The 19,611-nt window shown below is 38.2% G+C and carries 11 protein-coding genes; 8 read left to right on the forward strand and 3 right to left on the reverse strand.

Features of this window, described 5'->3' with window-relative positions; all coding sequences use genetic code 11:
• The first annotated feature begins 15 nt into the window (after positions 1–15).
• The 5 genes from ABR854_RS07055 (at position 16) to ABR854_RS07075 (ending at position 10,524) form a co-directional block, all read left to right on the forward strand.
• Positions 16–2,397, forward strand: a complete 2,382-nt coding sequence (locus tag ABR854_RS07055) for an ABC transporter permease (RefSeq protein ID WP_350264684.1) — start codon at positions 16–18, stop codon at positions 2,395–2,397.
• Between the two features lie 79 nt (positions 2,398–2,476).
• Positions 2,477–4,846: an ABC transporter permease gene (locus tag ABR854_RS07060; protein ID WP_350264685.1), complete on the forward strand. Its 2,370-nt coding sequence runs from the start codon at positions 2,477–2,479 to the stop codon at positions 4,844–4,846.
• 79 nt (positions 4,847–4,925) lie between these two features.
• Positions 4,926–7,385 (forward strand): ABC transporter permease, encoded by a 2,460-nt coding sequence (locus tag ABR854_RS07065; protein WP_350264686.1) that lies wholly within the window; start codon positions 4,926–4,928, stop codon positions 7,383–7,385.
• Positions 7,386–7,464: 79 nt separating this feature from the next.
• Positions 7,465–9,843: an ABC transporter permease gene (locus tag ABR854_RS07070; protein WP_350264687.1), complete on the forward strand. Its 2,379-nt coding sequence runs from the start codon at positions 7,465–7,467 to the stop codon at positions 9,841–9,843.
• Between the two features lie 231 nt (positions 9,844–10,074).
• Positions 10,075–10,524 (forward strand): YHS domain-containing (seleno)protein, encoded by a 450-nt coding sequence (locus ABR854_RS07075; RefSeq protein ID WP_350264688.1) that lies wholly within the window; start codon positions 10,075–10,077, stop codon positions 10,522–10,524.
• A 157-nt stretch (positions 10,525–10,681) separates the two neighbouring features.
• On the opposite strand, the gene ABR854_RS07080 is transcribed toward ABR854_RS07075, so the two are convergent.
• Together ABR854_RS07080 and ABR854_RS07085 are read right to left on the reverse strand one after the other, a co-directional pair.
• Entirely contained in the window at positions 10,682–12,103 is a 1,422-nt protein-coding gene (locus tag ABR854_RS07080; RefSeq protein WP_350264689.1) for a M56 family metallopeptidase, read from the reverse strand.
• Positions 12,100–12,471, reverse strand: a complete 372-nt coding sequence (locus ABR854_RS07085; RefSeq protein WP_350264690.1) for a BlaI/MecI/CopY family transcriptional regulator — start codon at positions 12,469–12,471, stop codon at positions 12,100–12,102. Before ABR854_RS07085 ends, ABR854_RS07080 begins: the two co-directional genes overlap by 4 nt.
• 231 nt (positions 12,472–12,702) lie before the next feature.
• Here ABR854_RS07085 and ABR854_RS07090 point away from each other — a divergent pair, with 231 nt between their 5' ends.
• On the forward strand, positions 12,703–15,135 hold the full coding sequence (locus ABR854_RS07090) for an ABC transporter permease (protein ID WP_350264691.1): 2,433 nt from the start codon (positions 12,703–12,705) through the stop codon (positions 15,133–15,135).
• An 87-nt stretch (positions 15,136–15,222) separates the two neighbouring features.
• Here ABR854_RS07090 and ABR854_RS07095 read toward each other — a convergent pair whose 3' ends face one another.
• Positions 15,223–16,119, reverse strand: a complete 897-nt coding sequence (locus ABR854_RS07095) for an alpha/beta hydrolase (protein ID WP_502881184.1) — start codon at positions 16,117–16,119, stop codon at positions 15,223–15,225.
• A gap of 463 nt (positions 16,120–16,582) precedes the next feature.
• Between ABR854_RS07095 and ABR854_RS07100 the strand changes: the two genes are divergently transcribed.
• Together ABR854_RS07100 and ABR854_RS07105 are read left to right on the forward strand one after the other, a co-directional pair.
• Positions 16,583–19,024 carry an ABC transporter permease gene (locus ABR854_RS07100; protein ID WP_350264693.1) on the forward strand — a complete coding sequence of 814 codons (2,442 nt, stop codon included), beginning with the start codon at positions 16,583–16,585 and terminating at the stop codon, positions 19,022–19,024.
• Entirely contained in the window at positions 19,017–19,607 is a 591-nt protein-coding gene (locus tag ABR854_RS07105; RefSeq protein WP_350264694.1) for a class I SAM-dependent methyltransferase, read from the forward strand. Before ABR854_RS07100 ends, ABR854_RS07105 begins: the two co-directional genes overlap by 8 nt.
• Positions 19,608–19,611: the final 4 nt, after the last annotated feature.

The raw sequence follows: 19,611 nt of genomic DNA on the forward strand, positions 1-19,611 counted from the left end.
ACAAACACAAAAATTATGATACGAAACTATTTCAAAATCGCATTTAGGAGTTTAGTTGGCAATAAACTCTATTCAGTTATCAACATACTGGGGCTGAGTCTTGGCTTGGCGGTGTGCTTGCTCATAACGCTTTATGTAAAAGATGAGCTGAGTTATGACCAATTTCAAAGCCGAAAGCACGAAATCTATCGTTTGGTTTCGGATGAAATTTCACCATCGGGCGAAATACACAAAATGGGTATTTCGGGCATGGTGCAAGGGGCAACTTTTAAACGTCAAGTTCCCGAAATCGAAAACTTAGTACGCATTCAAGGCGAACGCTTCAATATCAAGCACAATAATGAAATTTTTACGCAAGAAGCCTCGAAAGTAGATAGTAGTTTTTTTAGTGTTTTCGATGCCGAATTTGTGGAAGGTACACCATTCAAGGCATTATCCGACCCTCAATCTATCGTAATTTCAGAAGAGGTTGCCGAGCGTTTTTTTGGAAAAAAGAAAGCTCTCGGAAAAACCTTGGCGATTGATTACGACAACCGATTCCAAAATTTTACAGTTACGGGTGTTACCAAAAAAATGCCTATTAATTCAACTATTCAGATTGAATTATTAATGCCGCTGCATCACGACAAACAGCAAGATGACCAGTGGATTAATTTCTACATGAATACATTTTTCACGATAAAGCCGGGTGCGAATCTTGCGGCTATCGAACAAAAATTTGCTAAAATCTACGCCGCTGATGCCAAAGAACAAATTGCACAAGCAGCAAAAGAATGGAATTACAAAAGCCAACTTGTCTGGAAATTACAGCCATTTCTTGACATGCACTTGAGTAAAGATTATCAAGCTCAAAATGGCATCAAGAACTCAGGAAATAAACTGTTTTCGTATTTTTTATCGGGTATTGCTTTGTTTATTTTGCTCATTGCTTGTATCAATTTTGTCAATATTGCCATCTCTCGCTCAATGAAACGAGCCAAAGAAATTGGTGTAAGAAAAGTAATGGGAAGCCAACGCAAGCAACTCATTATTCAGTTCCTGACCGAGTCGGCTCTTTTGAGTTTATTGGCATTTGTGGTGGCTCTTATTTTGGTAGTTTTGGCTTTACCAACGTTCAATGCCCTATCTGATAAAGCACTGTCTTTCAGTTACTTGCTTGATATAAAACTCATCTTACTCTACATCGGTATATTTATCGGTACGGCTTTCATGACGGGTTTTTACCCTGCATTGGTATTATCGGGTTTCAAGCCCGTCGAGACACTCTACGGAAGATTCCGATTTGGCGGTAAAAATATCCTTCAAAAATCACTCACTGTGCTGCAATTTGGCTTGGCTACATTTTTCATTTTACTGACAATCGTGCAATTTAAGCAAGTAAATCTTTTCATGAATCAGAGTTTGGGCTATGACGATAAAAATATCATGATAATTAACGTAGGAGGCTCTGACCACTCGAAAGCCAATGTTTTTATGAGCGAACTCCTCAAAAATCCGAATATCGTAAAGACCGCTCCACGCCAACAAGGTTTTTGGTTTACGCTATCGACGGTAAACGGCGATAAACAAATGAATCATGCTATGGATTTGGTTGATGGAAGATTTATTGACCTGATGGGACTAAAAATGGCACAAGGCCGAAATTTTTCATCGGAATTTCCGTCCGATACCGCTTCGGCTATTATTGTGAATGAGGCTTTTGTGAAAGAAGCAGGTTGGAAAACTCCGATAGGGCAAACGCTGGCTTTCCATAACAAGAAAAATTATCAAGTTGTGGGAGTGGTTAAAGATTATCATTATTCTTCACTCTACGAAAAAGTGCGTCCACAAGTGCTTTTGGCCGACCCAAGTCAAGGGGGCTACGGAGCTTTTTACCTTCGACTAACAGGGCAAAATATTCCACAAACGATGGCATATATCAAAGCAAAATTCAAAGAATCAATGCCAACGAAACCTTATGAATATGAGTTTTTGAGCGAAACCAATGCCAAAAACTATGAAAAAGAAGTAAAAATGAAGCAAATAATTGGCTGGTCGGCGTGGATAACCATTTTTATTTCGTGTATTGGTCTGTTCGGACTTTCGGCACTGGCTACCGAGAAACGCTTTAAGGAAATTGGCGTCAGAAAAGTTTTGGGAGCGAGCGTTAATAATATCGTAGGTTTACTTTCTTTCGACTTTCTGAAACTGATTCTGATAGCTTTTGTAATCGCAGCTCCGATAGCCTATTATGTAGCCGAGCAGCTTTTATCAAACTACCCGTACCGCATTACGCAGGGCGTCGATATGTTTTTGATAACCGTTGGCGGATTACTCGTAGTTGGCTTATTAACAGTGAGTTATCAAGCAATCAAAGCAGCATTGATGAATCCAGTAAACTCTTTGAAAACGGAGTAGAAAATAGTTATTGGTTAATTTTTATTGGAAATTGGTTTAAAACACCAGTTTCCAATAACCAGTCACAAATCACAAATTTATGATACGAAACTACATCAAAATCGCCTTCCGAAATCTTGTAAAAAACAAAGTTTATTCATTCATCAACATCGGTGGTTTGGCCGTAGGAATTACCGTGGCGATGCTCATCGGTTTGTGGATTTATGACGAACTAAGTTTTGATAAATACCATTCCGAACATGAGCGAATAGCATTATTGCAGAAAAACCGCAGTTTCAATGGCAATATTATTACCGAGCAATCCATGTCAATTCCGTTGGCTGCTAAATTGCGAGAATCTTACGGGAACTATTTTGAAGAAGTCGTAGCATCAAGTTATGGTGGTGAAAAAAGTCTGACCGTCAACGATAAAACCATCACAAAAAGAGGCTTGTTTATGGAAACAGGCGGCGAAAAAATTCTGGATTTAAAAATTCTCGAAGGCTCACCAAAATTTCCTTTAGCTCCTTTTGAAATATTGATTTCGGATAAAACAAAAGAGGCTCTTTTTGAGAATAAAAATGCCATAAATCAGACCGTTCATTTGGATAAAAATACACCGTTTAAAATTGTGGGTGTGTTCAAATCTTTACCACAAAATGCCACGTATCGCAGCACATCGTTTTACTCGTCGATGGATTCGTACTTACAAAAAGAAGACTGGTTAGATGCCAAAAAACTTTGGGACGAAAACTCTTTTCCGATATATGTAAAATTGGCAAAAAATGTGTCGGCCGAGCAAGCATCGACCTTGATAAAAGATGAAATCTATAAAGCTACCCAAGACCCATCAAAGCCCGCTTTGTTTTTGTATCCGATGGATAGTTGGCATTTATATCCCGAATACAAGAATGGCTTGCCTGTTGCAACTGGAAAAGACAATATCTTGATTTTCGGCTTAATTGGCATTCTGACGATACTTTTGGCGGCCATCAATTTCATGAATCTGAGTACGGCACGGTCTGAAAAGCGTGCCAAAGAAATCGGAGTCAGAAAAGCCATTGGTTCTGGCAGAGGTCAGATTATCGGACAATTTTATGCCGAAACTCTGCTTACGATACTTTTAAGTGCTTTGCTCGCAATGGTTTTGGCTCAAATAGCCTTGCCGTTTTTCAACGAATTGGCCGAAAAACAAATTGATTTTCCATGGAAAAATCCTGCTTTTTGGTTGGCAATTACGCTGTTTTCAGGGCTTCTGATACTTTTTGCGGGCAGTTACCCTGCATTATATCTTTCTTCTTTTCAGCCGATTAAAGTACTAAAAGGAAAAATGCAAAGTAGCTCGTTTGAGTTATTTTCGAGAAAAGGACTCGTTATTTTTCAGTTTAGTATTTCTATCGTTTTGATAATTTCAACGACCGTTATCTACAAACAAATTCAGTTTACCAAAAGCCGTCCATTGGGCTACGATACCAAAGGTTTGGTGCAAATACGCAAGAATAATGAAGAATTAAGAGGGCATTTTTATGCCATGCGACAAGATTTGCTCAACTCGGGAGCGGTCGTAGAAATGGCCGAAACCAACAGCCCAATGTCGGAAACTTGGCATTATTCGAGCCATTACACATGGCCAACCAAAACCGCTACCGCCGAAGATTTGGTTACGCTGAGAGTAACGCCCGAATTTGGAAAAACTATCGACTGGAAAGTAATGGCGGGGCGAGATTTTTCAAGAGCTTTTTCGAGCGATACCAGTTCAGTGATTTTGAATGAAGCAGCCGTAAAACTCATGGGGCTGAAAAACCCAATCAATCAAGTAATCAGAAAAGATGGAAAACCGCTCACAGTTGTGGGCGTGGTAAAAAATATCGTCATGGATTCTCCTTTCGACCCCGTTCGCCCTACCGTTTTTGAAATGATAAAAGCCAATGCTCCTTTCATCACCATCAAACTAAAACCCGAACTAAGTGCCGCTGAATCTATCGCCAAGATGGAAAAGGTCTTGAAAACCTACGACCCAGCTGGCAATTTTAACTATCTTTTTGCCGACAGAGACTTCAATAAAAAGTTTTTTAGAGAAAAAAGAATGTCGAGCCTGATAAGCCTTTTTGCTATTCTCGCCATTTTTATCTCTTGTCTCGGTCTTTTCGGACTTGCCAGTTTCGTAGCCGAACAACGCACCAAAGAAATCGGCATTCGGAAAGTTTTGGGAGCTTCGGTAGCCAATTTGTGGCAATTATTATCAAAAGATTTCGTGGTTTTGATTATCATTTCTTGCTTAGTTGCTGCACCAATCGCCTACTATTTCATGAATAATTGGCTACAAAAATATACATACCGAACCGAAATTTCGTGGTGGATTTTTGTAATTTCGGGTGCTGGAGCTTTGCTAATTACTTTACTAACAGTGAGTTATCAGTCAATAAAAGCGGCATTGATGAATCCTGTGAAATCTTTGAAAACAGAATAGAAAATAGTTATTAGTAGATTTTTGCTGGAAATTGGATTAAAACACGAGTTTCCAGTAACTAATCACAAATCACAAAATTATGATACGCAATTACTTTAAAATCGCTTTTCGCAATCTACTGCGAAACAAACTTTATACGACGCTCAATGTTTTGGGCTTGACATTCGGACTAAGTTGTTTTTTGTTGATTGGACTTTATTTGTTCGATGAACTTACTTTCGACCAGCAACACAACAACGCTGACCGTATTTTTCGGGTAATCGAACACCGAAAAACTCCTGCCGAAAATAGAAGCACTGCCGCAATCAGCTATAAATTATCGGAAGAATCGCCAAAAAACATTGCTGAAATCGAAAAAATGGCTCGAATAACTCAATTTGGACGAGATAACCTCGGAAACATGACAGGTCAGAAGAAGTTTCTGGAGGATATAACGGTTGTCAATAATGAGTTGATGGAAATGTTTGATTTTGAAGCCATTGATGGAAACCCAAAAACAGCTTTGAAAGAACCTCGCTCGATGGTTATTGTGGAAGATTTAGCGATGCGGCTGTTTGGAAGTACAAAAGTTGCGGGAAAAACCATCAAATGGGATGGCATGGAGCAGCCATTTACGGTAAAGGCGGTTATTAAAAATCATCCTCGAAATTCGAGTTTTAGTTTTACTTCGCTTAATTCTGAAAGCACTTATTTGTCTGATTCAAGCTACGTCAACGATATTAATCGAGATTGGTCGTCTAATTCGTACATGGTTTTTGCGATGTTAAAGAAAAACGTCAATCCTGAAAGTGTTTCGCCTAAAATGAAGAGCCTTCTCGAAGCCAATTTTAAACCCGAAACAGGTACTTCGATGGTATTTTCGCTACAAGCCTTGAAAGATATGCACTTGCATTCTGAGAATATTATCAACCGAGTCGTCAATTCAAACGCAAGCTCAGCAAGTACGGGTTCGATGTTTTATATCCAAATTTTTGCCATTATTGCACTTTTTGTGTTGCTCATTGCGTGTATCAACTACATGAATCTCACGACGGCAAAAGCCTCCAATCGTAGCAAAGAAATTGGCATTAAGAAAGCCGTTGGAGCTGTAAGAGGGCAACTAATTACCCAGTTTTTAGCTGAATCGGTTTTAGTAACCTTTATTTCTTTTGTTTTATCGGTCATTTTGGTCAATTTGATATTGCCTTTCTTTAATGATTTTGTGAATAAAGAACTTTCACTTGGCTTTTCTACTAATTATCAGATTTGGCTCGCTACTCTTTCAGTGGTTTTGCTAACTGGTTTATTGTCAGGAACTTATCCTGCCTTTATGCTTTCTCGTTTTAGCCCGATTCTATTATTGAAAAGCCTAAAAATTCCGAACAAATCAGATTTTTCACTCCGAAAAGGCTTAGTTATTTTTCAGTTTACGATTTCCGTGGTTATGATAGTAGCTACCATTGTGCTGTTTTTCCAAGTGCGATTCGTGAATAATAAAGATTTGGGTTTCAACAAAGAACTTTTGCTGGTGGTTGATATCAATAGTGGAAAAATCCGACAAGCGGCCCCAGCCATTATTTCTGAATTTTCTAAAATTCCGAATGTAAAAAATGTATCGACAACCTCACGAGTGCCAGGCGAGTGGAAGAATATTCCAACCATAAAAGTGAAGCCAATGGGCGGAATTGATGTGCATAAAATCGCTTACTTTTTGGGAGTGGATGAAAGTTTCTCAAAAACCTTTGAAACTGAATTGTTGAAAGGCAAAAACTTTGCAGGAATCAATGATTCGGCCTCGGTTGTTATTAATGAAACTGCCGCTAAAATGCTGAATATTAGTGAGCCATCTGACCAAATGCTCGAAATTCCAGAGAGAGCAATGGGCGGAAATTTCCGACCGCTGTCCAACAATCAAGTATTCAGAGCGAGAGTAATCGGAATCGTAAAAGACTTTCATTTTCAGACTTTAAGAGAGAAAATTGCACCTTTGGTATTGGGTTATCAGAAAAACCCTATTCATAATATTGATTATTATACGTCAAGAGTAGAAGCCAAAGATATAGATGCTACCTTGAAGCAAATGGAGCAAATTCTGACCAAAATTGACCCCGAAAACTTATTTGAATACCATTTTCTCGACCAACAATTAGCCCTATTTTATGCCGAAGATGCCCGCCGCCAATCCATGCTCATTTGGGCGGCTTTGGCCACAATTCTGATTGCTTGTTTAGGCCTTTTTGGCTTGGCAACCTATGCTGCCGAGCAACGAATCAAAGAAATTGGTGTAAGAAAAGTGCTGGGAGCAAGCGTAGTAAACTTAGCAACGCTACTTTCAAAAGATTTCTTGAAATTGGTCTTGATTGCCAACGGCATTGCCTTCCCGATTGCATGGTGGGCCACCGACAAATGGCTACAAGAATTTGCCTACCATATCGAAATCGAGTGGTGGTTTTTTGCACTGGCGGGTATAATGGCCATTGCAATTGCTTTATTAACAGTAAGTTATCAATCAATAAAAGCTGCTTTGATGAACCCTGTGAAGAGTCTGAAGACCGAATAAATGTTAAATAAAGTTAAGTGAATAAGCATTGGTGGTTTTATAGATTATCTTTAGTTCTGAAATTAAAATCTTACCACCAATGCTTAAAAATTACTTCAAAATCGCCGTTCGGAATCTTTCCAAAAACAAGGTTTATACTTTTATCAATGTGTTGGGTCTATCGTTGGGTATCTTCGGTAGCCTTGTTATTTTTCAGTTGATAAAGTTTCATTTACTGACCGATTCGCACCATCATAATGCCGAAAATATCTACCGAGTGGTGATGAATTTGCACTTAGATGATGGAAGTGTAGAACACGAAAAAGGAAGTCCGTATATTTTACACGAAGCACTAAAAAACGATTTTTCAAGTGTCGAAAATGTCGCCTATCTTGGTCAGCAAGAACTTACGCTCAGTATTCCATCAAATAGTGGCTCTTCGACCAAATTCCTCGAAAAAGAAGTTGCTGCTTTTATTGGGGCAGATTACTTCAAAGTATTTGATTATCAATGGCTTAGTGGGCAATCTGCCGCATTGAATACCCCCAACACCGTTATTTTGACCGAAAAATATGCCAAGAAATATTTTGGTGAGGTAAACCCAATAAACAAAGTGCTGATAATTAATAACACAACGCCCGTAAAAGTTGCCGGCATCTTAAAAGACATTCCCGAAACTACCGACCTCAAAACCGAAGTTTTTGTTTCCTTACCCACGCTCAAAACCATTGTAAACGATGATAGTTTTACCGAGTGGGCGTGGTTCATGAAGCAAAGAGAAACTTACATTAGACTCAAAGAAAATACGTCAAAGGCTGCTTTTGAAGCACAATTGCCCGCATTTTCAAAGAAATATTATGGCGAAATGTCAAAATATTATCGCTTTCAGCTACAAGAACTTTCGGATGTGCATTTTGATTTAGATTTTGGTGGAAAAATCTCAAAATCAAACATTTATCTATTTTCTGCCATCGGAATTTTATTGCTTGTGGTGGCATGTATCAACTTCATTAATCTTTCCACGGCTCAATCTTTCAAACGTTTCAAAGAAATCGGAGTCCGAAAAACGCTGGGGAGTTCGCAAGCTCAGATTATCTGGCAGTTTATCATTGAAGTATCTTTAATTACGCTTTGGGCGGTGTTTTTTGCAGTTATTTTCGCCTATTTGGCTACACCATTGGTCAATAATTGGCTGAATATCAATATTACTTTCCGACAGTTTTTTGATACACAAATGTTGTTTTTCCTGCCGATTCTTATCATTTTTACGATAATCGTTGCAGGACTTTACCCTTCGTTGATTGTTTCGGGTTATAATCCCATTCACGTACTCAAAGGAATTACCAAAAGTTCAAAAACTGGACTTTCGCTCCGAAAAGGCTTGGTAGTCAGTCAGTTTAGTGTTGCAATCGTTTTGGTGGCAGTTGCTATTTTGGTGGTTTGGCAAATTCGGTTTCTTCATAACAAAGACATCGGTAGTACCAAAGATTTGATAATTCATGTCCAAGTACCCAATACTGAGAATCTTGAAACCCTCAGAAATCAAATAACCCAGAAACCGTTTGTTGAAAGTGTTTCGTTTGCTCGAAGAGCTCCTTCGGCCGAAAAAGGTGGTTCGGGTGGCACGATAAAATTTGAAAATCGTGATTGGGAGAAGTTTGTGGCAAGGTCGAAAATTGCGGATGAAAGCTATTTGGATACCTATCAAATCAAACTTCTAACTGGCCGAAAACCCGTGGCTTCTGACACGATAAGAGAAATTTTGGTCAATCGAAAATTGGTCAAAGATTTAGGCTTAAAAACACCCGAATCAATCTTAAATAAAAGCTTACTGGTGGGCGATGCCGATGGCACAGGCGTGATTGTTGGCGTAGTGGCAGATTTCAACAATGCAGATTTATACACGCCCATTGAGCCAACCGTTATTTTTTCGTTGAAAGCAAGATACCGTTTTGCCGCTATCAGATTAAACAAGTATTCGAGCGAAGTTCTTGCGGAATTGAAGGAAATTTGGAGCAGAATTTATCCGAACGAAGTATTTGAATATTCATTTTACGATGACGAACTGGCCAAACTTTACAAACGAGAAGAAATCACCCGAAACATCATAATTTCGTTTGCATTGCTCACTATTTTTATTTCGTGTTTAGGCCTAATGGGTTTGGTAAACTTGACGGTTTCGCAGCGAACCAAAGAAATCGGTATCCGAAAAGTACTTGGGGCAAGCGTTTCGAGCATCACATTTTTACTCTCGAAGGATTTTCTAAAGTTGGTATTCGTAGCAATCATTATTTCCTCGCCGATTGCCTACTATTTTATGAACCAATGGCTCAATAGTTTTGCATTCAAAGTCGAAATCGAATGGTGGATTTTTGTGTTATCAGGTATCTTTATTGTTACAATTGCCTTACTAACAGTGAGTTATCAGTCAATAAAAGCTGCTTTGATGAACCCTGTGAAATCATTAAAAACAGAATAAATACAAATTATAAGAAGGCTGTCGCAAATGTATTCTCATGAAATAGTATTTGCTCTGTTTTCTTTCTCATATTCCAAACTTACTTTTTATTCTTTCATTATGAAGATGGTTGCTTCATGCCTTTGTTGAAATGTTTTTGATAAATGATTAGTAAAGTGTCATAAAGCCGACAATTCGATTTATCCAGAAACCTCAACTTTGTGGCATGTAAAACATTTTTAATTCTTCAACATGAAAAATAAAATCAGTCAGTTTGTTATTCTCTTTGTTTTTATTTCGGGAAGTATTTTTGCTCAAGAAAAAACAATTTTTCAAAAAAATGGTGTCGCCATCAATGGCTATGACCCCGTAGCTTATTTTACGGATAATATGCCAGTAAAAGGAAAAGAAACACTTAGTTTCGATTGGAAAGATGCGAAATGGCAGTTTAGCTCTGACACAAATTTGGCTTTGTTTAAGGCAAATCCAGAAAAGTATGCACCGCAGTATGGAGGTTTTTGTGCTTATGGTGTCAGCGAAAATCATAAATCACCAACCGACCCCAGTGCTTGGACAATCGTAGATGAAAAACTTTATTTGAATTATAGCCCTAAAGTCAAGGAATTATGGACAAAAGATATTCCAAGCCGCATCAAAAAAGCCAATGATTATTGGGTATTAATCAAAGATTCAAAAGAATAATTTTAAAGGTGTTTTCAGAATATAGTAAGTTTCTAAGCATCAGAAACCAAGAATTAGTTAACAAAAGGTGCATAGATAAATCCTGTGAAATTCTTGAAGACTGAGCCGTTTGAGTATAGATATTGTAAGAAAATATCTATACTCAATATTTCCTGTATCACTTCTTTTTAATTGCAATTCCATTCGGCATCAGCATATATTTTTTATCAGCCAGTCGTTCTTTTCTATATGCTTCATAATGCTTTTCGGTCATCATATCAACTTGATATTTATACTTATAACCAATGGTTTTTTGAGCATTGGGGTAAAGTTTACTGACAAAAACATGAAAAATTTGATATGCTTGGTATTTGTCCAATTCTGAATTTTTGATTTTCTTATCATTCAACCAAACTCCATAGATTTTTGCATTTTTATAAGCTTCAAATTCTGCTTCCGTAGGTGAATTTTTTTCAAATGGTGGCAGTGGGGGCATCATTATATACTTTTGTTTTTCTTGTTGTTCTTTGCTCATACTCAAGAAAAGAGTCTCTAATCTTGCTCTATCTGTTTCGCTGGGTTGGTCTATCCGAAAAAAGCCTTTTTCAGTAATTTTCACATATTTATTCACAAGTTTCTCATATTCACTCACAATAGCTTGTGAAGCATCAGTTGGGCTATGAATAGTTGCCTTCGGCCCGATTTTGGCTTGTTGAGCAAAACTGATTTTGCCAAACATCAACGACATAATCACTAAAAATGGCAGAATAGCTACTTGTAGCACAATAGCTTTTTTCTTGTTTGGTTGCATGTTCATCATCTTGAAACGTTTTTTTGTGTATGAATAATTAAATTGACTTGTGAGTGGCGTAGATAGATTTAAACCGATGGTATTTAGCAGCAAATATTGGTACTTTGTTCGGTTTTGATACTTATTCAGAACTGCTTCATCGGCCAAAAATTCATGATTCAGCCGAATGAGTTTTCCGTAAAAAAATAGAAATGGATTAAACCAAAATAAGGAAAACAGCAATTCAAAAAACAAAATATCAAGCGAATGTTTTTGCCGAATATGAGCCAATTCGTGTTCAATTATTTCGCTTGCAACTTCGCCGTTTTCATAGGCGTTTTTATTCAGAAAAATAGTAGAAAAAAAGCTGTGTGGTGTTTGAATATCGTTTGTTAAAGCTATTCTAATGCCTTGATATTCAATGAATTGACGGTTGTTTTTTCTGAAAAATATGAGTAGCAAATTTCTAAAAAAACGAATTGCCATTACTGCCGAAATAAGTACATAGATAGCCAAAAAAATGTTTTCTTTTGTAAAGTAGTTAGTAGCGGGTTGAATTGGTTGTATGTTTGTTGAGTTACTTTCAACTTGTTGAATAGCAGGTATTTGTAGGGTATTTTCAATGATTTGTGTGGGCAAAATACTGCGTTGTGTTTCGACTTCAATCAATGGAATCAAAAACGAAACCACCAAACTTCCAAGTAAATAAAATCGCTTGAATTGGTGCATTTTTTCGTTCTCGAATAGCCATACATAGAGTGCCAAAAAGATACCCGAACAAAGTACCGTTTTGATTAAGTAAGTTGTCATTGTTGTTGTTGTTTGATTTGTTCATCAATCATTTTCTTTAAATCTTCCAACTCGGTGGCCGACAAATTGGTATTTGCCGTAAAAAAAGAAGCAAACTGTAAGGCAGAATTGCCAAAAAAATTTTGAATCATTCCATTGACGTGTTTTGAAAAATAATCATCTTTTTTGATGATTGGGTAGTACTGCCGAGAATTGCCAAAGGTTTTATAACCCACAAATCCTTTTTCTTGCATTCTTTTCAGCAGCGTGGCAACGGTGGTTTGGGCAGGCTTAGGCTCGGGGAGCATTTCCAGCAGGTCTTTCATGAAAATTTCTTCGTGCTGCCATATATATTCCATGAGTTGTTCTTCTGACTTTGATAATTGCATATTCTATGTTTGTGTATTTTATTCTACAAATGTAGAATAAAAATATTCTAAAACACAAATCATTTCCTGAAAATCTTTTTTGATAGTGATTATTTCTGATGTCCGAACACGTACTGCAAATGTCCGTTTTCGGACATTTTTACTTTCTAAATCGTTTGTAATTAGTTTATAGTCAATATTTTACAATTTTGGCACAGCATTAGATAATCAATAATAAATTATGAAAAAGCTATGCTAAGAAATTATTTTAAAATTGCCCTCCGAAATCTTCTCAAAAACAAAATTTATAGCGGAATCAATATTATTGGTTTGGCTATGGGCGTTGCTGCTGCCGTTTTGTTGTTTACACTGATTCACTACGAACTAAGTTTTGATGGTTTTCATGCAAAAGCCAAGCGAACTTACCGTGTGGTGCGACAAGTAACAATGAATGATGGCAACGTTGATTATACTTCTGGTATATCATTGGCCATGATAGATGCCATCAAACAAGAGATTCCGCAGTTTGAGAAAATCGTACCTGTTTGTGGTACGCTTGAACCACAAATTACGGTACTCGGCAAAGACCCTAACAACAATACCAACAGCACCAAATACACCGAAGACAACCAAGGGATTTGTGCTGGGCCTGAGTTTTTCGAGGTTTTTGATTTTAAATGGCTCGTTGGCTCGCCCAAGGTACTGACCGAACCAAACGTAGTGGTTCTTTCAAGAAAATACGCCGAAAAGTATTTCAATAGATACGAAGATGCCGTTGGGCAATATTTAAAGTACAATAATAATACAGTAGTAAAAGTAGTAGGCGTATTGGAAGATATTCCGCTCAATACTGACTTGCCTGCCAATTTGGTATTTTCGTACGCAAGTAAGCGAAGCAACTCGGCCAATTTTGGTTTCGGAAGATTCGATGATTGGGGAAGTACAAGCAGCATGGATAATTTGTTTGTGGTTTTACCCGAAAACTACACCGAACAACAAGCCAATCAGCAACTGGAGGTTTTTACGAAGAAACACTGGGAAGCAAGAAAAGATAATGATAAAAAGACGCATACGCTCAGTGCCATTTCGAATATGCACTACGATGAACGATACAGTAATTACAGCGACCGAATCGTATCGAAAAAGAAAATCTTAGGTATTGCTCTGATAGGCCTACTGATAATCTTCATGGCCTGTATCAATTTCATTAATATCAGCACGGCCATTGCAAGCAAACGAGCCAAAGAAGTTGGCGTACGAAAAACACTTGGTTCGGCCAATGGTCAGCTAATCAAGCAATTCATGACCGAAACGATGGTTTTGGTGGGTATTGCTATAAGCATTGGTTTATTGATTGCTCGTTTGTCTTTGCCGTTACTAAATACCATGTTCGAGTATCCATTGGCTGCCCAGCCATTTTCTGAGCCGATGCTTTGGGTATTTGTGTTTGCCATTTTTGTTGCTATCAATGTGCTTTCGGGTATTTATCCATCATTGGTGCTTTCGTCATTTACGCCTTTAGATGCTTTCAGACAAAAAGTAAAAGTGGGCTGGACAAAAGGGCTTTCGCTTCGTCAGGGGCTAATTGTTTTTCAGTTTTCTATCGCAATCATCATGATGCTGGGTACGTTAGTCAACTTCGAGCAGATGCGATTCATTGATAAAATGGAAACTGGTTATAAAAAAGAGGGCGTTTTTACGTTTGGCACTGATACCGAATACAAAAACCGTTTTCAGACTTTCAAAGAAAAACTCAAGCAGATTCCCGAAGTACAATCGGTAAGTTTATCGAATGACGAACCTTCGTCTGATAATAACTGGCAGTCAAATTTTTCTTATGATAATTCGCCAAAAGATGCCGATTTTAATGTAAACTTGAAATTTGCCGATGGTGACTATTTCAATACTTATGGTATAAAAGTCATTGCTGGTCAGCCATATAGCAGTACCGATACACTCCGCAAAATAGTAGTCAATGAAACGCTTCTCCGCAAATTGGGCGTGAAAAACCCCGAAGAAGCTATCGGGAAAAATATTCGAGTTGGAGGTTGGGACCCTTACCCAATCGTGGCTGTGGTACGAGATTTTCAGGTTGGCTCTGCCCGAGATGAAATCGCTCCATTATTGACAACCATCGGGCCGAAATTCTATTGGCGAGGAGGCGTAAAACTATCGTCAGGAAATTTATCGGCAAGTGTGCAGAAAATCGAGAAAGTGTATAATGAAGTTTTTCCAGAAGTAGTTTTTGGCGGAACATTCTACGAAGATAAACTCAAAGATTTCTACAAAGCCGAACAACAGTTGGGTTTGCTTTATCGTATTTCGTCAATACTGGCTATTTTTATTTCGTGTCTGGGAATTTTCGGACTGGCAACATTTGTGGCCGAGCAACGTATCAAAGAAATCGGAATCCGTAAAGTTTTAGGAGCGACAATGGCCAATATTACAGGTTTATTATCGAAAGATTTTATCAAATTGGTCTTATTTTCGATGCTCATTGCTTTCCCGACGGCCTATTATCTGATGAGCCAATGGTTGCAAGATTTCAAATTCCGAATTGATATTCAATGGTGGTATTTTGTGGTTGTGGGGCTTTTAGCAGTTATCATCACGGTCGTTTCGGTAAGTTATCAGGCCATTAAGGCAGCATCCATGAATCCTATCAAGAGTTTGAAGACGGAGTGATGTAATTAATGTTGGATACCTGCAACATCAACAATTAAAATTTGGTAGAATCTGTTCTGAATCCTACCAAATTTTAACTGTTTAGTGTTATTGCTTCACCATGAATTTGTTCACGTCTAACCAATGGATAAATGCATCGAACCACTTATTGCTGGTACGATTTGGATTACCGAGACCAAAACCATGTCCACCATTTTGATAAAGGTGAAATTCTACGGGAATACCCGCTTTGAACCATGAGTCAATAACGCCAAACTGACCTCTGAAAAGAAAATCGTCGGAAGCTATCACATTAAACATCGGTGGTGCATTTTTGGGTACTTCCACTGGCCCCATTCCACCATAAATTGGTCCAATAAATGCCAATTTCATAGTTTTAGAATTCAGCGTAGCGTGCATGGTTAATCCTGCACCCGCAGAAAAACCAATCATACCAATTCTTTTGGTATCAACTCCCCATTCGTCAGCTCTTTTAAGAATCATGGCATAAGCCGCTTCAGCATCTTCCAATTGGTTGTTTAGGTTACGCTGCGGTGCTGGTGGAGTAGCAGCAGGTTTTGCGTCAGCAGCAGGAGCTGGTGTACGAGGACGATTCATCCATGCCGTAAAATCTTCCAGTTTTTCTGGTGTTGGGTTTAGTCTGTATTTCAAAACAAAAGCTGCAAACCCTTGCTTTGCAAGTGCTTCGGCTACTTCCCAGCCTTCATTTCCCAAAGATAACCAACTAAATCCACCACCAGGAGCTACTATTACTGCCGCACCATTAGCCTTGCCAGGTGCTGGTAAAAATGGTGTAAGTGTAGCCTTAGTAATGTTACGTGCCATAGGGTCTCCCCATTGCTTAAACCAAGTTTCAGAGGCTGGTTGATTTTCAACGCCGCCAGTTCCGAGCGGAATTGCGTTGGGTTCTTTGGGTGTTTCTAATGGGTAAATAGTGCCATCTTGAGCTATCACAACCGTTGAAAATAGCATAAGGCAAAGCATATAAAATGCTTTATTCGTTTTTTTGAATTTTATTGACATAAAATATAATTAAAAGTTGAAAATTCAAATATAGTGTATTTTTGACACGTTTAAAAATATTATTCTTTTAATATCTTTTTATGATTAAACGTACGTCAAGGCTGAAGCCTAAGTTACTTTTTATGGCTTAACCCCAGACTTAAGTCTGGGGTTGGAAAATTAAATACCTTAATTGGCTTCAGCCATGACCTTCTTTCAAAAAATTTGCGTAACTCCTAAATAAATAGAGATATTATCTGAAAATTGACCGCTAAAACTCATATATAATGAATGTAAATCTAATGCAGCACTTGTCCAAAGTCGTACAAAAAATGTCCATTTTCGGACAGTCTTCTGCATTTAATCAATTGTAATTATTTGATTATTAGCTATTTAAAAATTTGGCATAAGATTAGTGAATTATTATTAAAATTATGAAAAAGCTATGCTAAGAAATTACTTCAAAATCGCATTCCGCAATCTCTGGAAAAACAAGGCTTACGCTCTCATTAATATCGTGGGGCTTTCTGTCGCATTTGGAAGTGCGATGTTGCTATTTCTGACTGCCCGATTTGAACTTTCGTTCGATGATTTTCAAGCCAACAAAGAGCATCTTTATAAGGTATTTTTTAAACTGAATCTGGCCGATGGCACACGCATGGGTACATCAATGCCCGCACCATTGACCCCAGCTTTGAAAGCCGATTTTAAGCCAGAAATCAAGCATATTTCTCGCATCATGGATAGTGGTGTGCAGGTGGTGCAGGGCGATAAAACCTTAGACCAATCCCTCAATTATGTTGATGCTGATTTTCTGAGAATGTTTTCGTTTGAAATGCTCAAAGGAAATCCAAATTCGGCTTTAAACGATTTGCGAAGTATCGTAATCAATCAATCAACTGCCGAAAAGTTATTCGGTAGCAGTGAGCCGCTTGGACAAACAATAAATCTGAATTTTGGTGAGAAAATAGAAGCTTTTATAGTGGCAGGGGTAATTGCAAATGCCCCCGAAAATTCGACAATCGAAAGTGAAATGATGATTCGTTTTGAGAACAATCCTTCTTACCAAGAAAATAAAGAAGAATGGAACAATCAAAATCATCATTTGTATATTCAGTTGGCCGAAAATATCAGCCAAGAAACTTTCGAGAAAAAACTAAAGCCTTTTACACAAAAATACTACAAAAGTACAATTGACCAAATCAAAAAAGAAGGTGGCAAACCCGATGAGCGTGCCGAGGTTTATAGTATCAGAACTATGCCTTTACTTGATGAACACTTTATGAAACACACAGGAGGCTTGTTGGTGATGGATAAAATGTATCCATATATGTTGTTGATTATCAGTATTTTGGTTGTGTTAATTGCCTGCATCAATTTCATTAATTTGTCCATTGCCCGTTCGCTTGAAAGAGCGAAGGAAGTGGGGATGCGTAAGGCACTCGGAGCTGTCAAAAACCAGATTTTGGGGCAGTTTTGGGGTGAAGCCTTCATTCTTTGTATCATCGGATTTGTTATTGGTAGCTTGTTGGCAACACTTACGATGCCGACTTATAATAGCCTTTTCCGCAGCACTATTTCATTGCAAAGTTTATTAAATCCAGCTACGGCTCTCGTATTGATTACCAGTTTTCTGGGCATTACGCTCATTGCGGGTGGTTATCCTGCTTTAGTGGTATCGAAGTTTAATATCATTGAAGTTTTGAAGGGTAAACTGAAAGTAAACACCAAATCGGGCGGCCTACGGAATACACTCATTATCGTACAGTTTAGCATAGCTATTATGCTGATTAGCAGCACGATAATTATCTGGAATCAGATAGATTTCTTGCGAAATAAACCTTTGGGCTTCGACGAAACACAAGTGATAAGTATTCCTGTTGGGCATGGAAATCAAGGCACCAAAGTGCTTGATTTCATGCGTAATAAATTGGCTAATCAACCACAAATTATCAGTATAACTGGGGCAGATATTAATGTAGGTAGAGGAAAAGATAATTCGATGTCGCAGTCGGGTTATGGTTTTGAATTGGAAGGAAAAACCTACCATACGAATGGCTTAAATGTTGATTATGATTATATAAAAACGCTGGGTTTGACTTTGGAAACTGGTCGAGATTTTGCCCGTGAATTTCCTTCTGATAAATCACGCAGTATAGTCATTAACGAAACAATGGCCAAAGAGTTGGGTTTCAATAAGCCTACGGTAGCCGCTGCCATCGGCAAAAATATTCCACTGGGTGATAGTTTAGGTCGAACAATCGTGGGGGTTGTGAAAGATTATCACTTCGAGTCGCTTAAAAATAAAATCAAGTCAATGACCTTCTTCTTGCAAAACGATTTTGGATATAATTATGTATTCGTAAAAATAGCACCCAATGCTGCACCAAAAGAAACAATGGATTTATTGGCGAAAACTTTCAAAGAAATTGCTCCAAAATCTGAGTTTCAAGGCTCATTTTTAGACGAAAATACCAACAATCAGTATAAAAAAGAAGAGCGTTTTTCGCAAATAATTATGAGTGCGGCAGTATTGGCAATTGTACTTTCGTGCATGGGCTTATTTGCGATTGCTATCATGATGATTTCCCGACGTACCAAAGAAATTGGTATCCGTAAAGTGTTGGGTGCGAGTATTCCGAGTCTGGTGATGTTGCTATCAAAAGAGTTTTTGATTTTGGTGGCAATCGCTATCGTAATCGCCTCACCAATAGCCTATTACGCAATGGATAAATGGCTTACAGATTTTGAGTATCGCATTGATATTGGTTGGCAAATCTTCGCACTGGCGGGTTGCGTAGCTGTGATAATTGCCTTATTGACAGTGAGTTATCAAGCTGTAAAAGCGGCCTTGATGAACCCCGTAAAAAGTCTGAAAAGTGAATAGAGATTCCTACAATAAAATAGCCAATATTTGGGCAGACTACCGCAACGAATCGTTTGTTAGTCAGCTCATTATTGATTTTGCCGAAAAGCTACATCCACAAGCAAAAGTTTTGGATGTAGGTTGTGGAACTGGCGTACCAGTAGCACGTTTTTTAGCCGAAAAAGAACTTCTTGTTACGGGAATTGATGTGGCCGAAAAAATGATAGAAATCGCTCTTTCGCACCAAATTCCGAATGCTCGGTTTGTTGTTTCCGATTTTTTTGATTTCCAGCCACAAGAAACCTTCGATGGCATTTTAGCTTGGGATTCGTTCTTTCATTTTCCCAAAAAAAGTCAAGAGTTGATTTACCCAAAAGTAGCTCAAATGCTCCATTCGGGTGGCTATTTGCTCTTTACGCATGGCGATGTTGACGATGAACACACCAACCCGATGATGGGAGAGGAGTTTTATTACAGTGCCATTCCGAAAGAAAAAATCAAAGAATTGCTCGAAGAAAACGGGCTTGAGTTGATTTATATGTACAAAGATTATATGGAAAAAGGCACCGACCGAGGATTGGTGGTTTTGGCCCAAAAACGATAAAATT

Origin of the sequence: Emticicia sp. W12TSBA100-4 (genome assembly GCF_040253585.1) — a bacterium.
In the GTDB taxonomy this organism is placed as follows: domain Bacteria; phylum Bacteroidota; class Bacteroidia; order Cytophagales; family Spirosomataceae; genus Emticicia.